Here is a 2,347-nt window from a genome sequence, read left to right on the forward strand (position 1 = left end):
ACAGCGCCGATGGTACTGCACTCGTGAGGGTGTGGGAGAGTAGGACACCGCCGGACAACCATTAAAAAAAGGACCAGGCCCCGCACACCGTGCGGGGCCTGACCCCTTTAACACCCCCAACACCACACCCCACCCCACACCCCCAGACCCAGCACCGGCCCCAGCGCGGCAACGGCCACCGGCCCTGGATGAACTGTGGCCGATGGCCGGAACGCCTCAGAAGCATACCGGCGGACCTATCGCCTTAGATGGGGAGGTGACGGAGCCATCTTCGGTCTGTCAATTTCGTCAAACTCCGAGGTAACCGTGTTCGCTCGAATCGCCGGGGGGCAGTCCATGCCCGGCGTCGAGCGACAGTCCGTGATCGGCGCCGCGAAGGCCGTTCCCGGGGGTTCTGCGGAACCTCTTGAGTTGCGTCCTCCCGGCGCTACTCCTCCTCGACTGGATCAGTCGTCAGTTCGTGGGCTGCGTAGCGTCCGCGGCCGGCTGGCGCCGTGAACGGGTCGACGCCGCTCGGCATTGGACGATGCCCTCTCCACGACGCGTGCCGGCGCACGCCCGACGTCGGGAGGGAGAGGCTCGGGTCGCCAACCACAGGCCATTGACAGGCGAACTCATTCCCGGAGTCGCTGCGTGCGTTGCAACGAACGCTAGCCCAGATTTTGCATGACGGTCTGGGTGTTGGCCTAGCTGCGGCTTGGCTAGCTGTCGGTCTGATTTCAGGGTTTTGGGTGTGGCGGTGTGGCCTGGTGTCGCTGGGTGGGCGTCGGTTTCCACGTCTTCCGATGGGGTTGTTCTGGGTGGTGGTTGGGGGCCGGGCCTGGGTTCTCAGGCTGGCAGGGGTAGCTGTTTTCGGCGGTGCTGTGAGAGTTCTTTGATGGCGTCCCGGAGTGTGGTGATTGTGCTGGCTTCGGGAGCCGTTTCAGGAATCAACAACCACGTTTTCCTTGCCCGGGTGATGTGTTTCCCGGCGGTGGCGAAGAGCCGGTATCGCCACCGTTTCACATCCCAACCGCGCCCCTTGTGGCCGGTGGGCAGCATGGATAATTGCAGCCAAGACACCAGATTAATCGCCAGAGGCAAGGTCCACCCAGGCCTGATTGGCATGAAAGTCGAAGAACGGCAGCTTGCCTAACCCTGTGTTCTTTAACGTCTTGATGCGGTTCTCACACCGGCCCCGCGCCCTGTGCCGCACATCGAGGGTGGGGCCGTGCCAGCGCGGTGAATTCGTCAAAAATGCTGTCACACGATGCCCGTCTTGATCCAATAACGTTGCCTGCGCACCAGGATGCAAGGGCTCGGCACGCAGGTACAGGTTCGTGCCTTCCGGGTAGTCCGTGAGCCCATGACATCGGTGGCATTGACCACCCACGCATCCGTGCGTTCTTCCCCGGCCTGGTCCAGGGCCGGTTGCCAGTACTTCTTCTCATTGATTCACGCGACCATGCGGGCCTTGGCCACCGGCACCGGATACGAGACACTGGGAACTGCACCCCGAGACTGGCGAGGTAGAGCAGGAATTTCCGGGACGCACCGGCACTATCGGTACGCACCAACACCTTCTCCCCAATCAGCACACCATCATCGGTATAGAAGGCGTCGGGGAGTTGAGCGACTGCTTGCTCGAAGATCTTGATATGGTCATCGGCACTGTTGGCACCGGCATTGCCCGGGCGCAGAAACGTTGCCAGGATTTCCCCGGTTCCGTTGCTGGCGCCGTAGTCAACACTGGCGATGAAGGGCGCGAACCCATACCCGCCCTTATACGTGCCGACCGCTTGTTCCTTGTCACTATGGGAGGTAACCAAGGTGGCATCGAGATCGATGATCAGCGGGTTCAAGGCGGTTGCTGTCAGGGCAGGATTCCGGTCCCCGGCAGCCTCCCACACCCGGGAACGCAACTCGCGTGTCATGGTGGCGAACCCATAAGCGAAGACATCAGGGGCGGCTGCCGCTTGTTGGAAGAACCTTGACATCGTCGCGTTCGAGGCGACCTTCCCAAACACGCCTGCACTACTGCGCAACATGTCCAGGTCAGAGACGTGTTCCCCACCACCGGCGAGCATGACAGCCACGGAAGCCATGATCCGGCCGGGACGGTGGCGGGCACTGGTAGGAACGAACTGGCCCAAACGATCTTCACACAAAGACCGGAACCCCAGCGCGTCAATGAACGCGGTCACCACGTTCAGTCCAGCATGGGAGATCAGGGCTTGGCCTTGTGTGTGATCAACTATTTGTAGGCCGTTTTAGCTAGGAATGTAGGCCGAGTTAGCGGCTCGTTTCAGGCCAAAAGAGCGCTAAGAATCAGGCCAGTTTTTTCCCCTCCAAATCATGGTTTCGGGGT

At 61.3% G+C, this 2,347-nt stretch carries 1 pseudogene; it reads right to left on the reverse strand.

Going from position 1 to position 2,347, the window contains the following annotated elements:
- Nucleotides 1-828 precede the first annotated feature (828 nt).
- Nucleotides 829-2,237 (reverse strand): annotated as a pseudogene (locus tag OS914_RS17900) (IS1380 family transposase).
- Between the last annotated feature and the right edge of the window lie 110 nt (nucleotides 2,238-2,347).

The organism is Arthrobacter endolithicus, from assembly GCF_026627425.1.
In the GTDB taxonomy this organism is placed as follows: domain Bacteria; phylum Actinomycetota; class Actinomycetes; order Actinomycetales; family Micrococcaceae; genus Arthrobacter_M.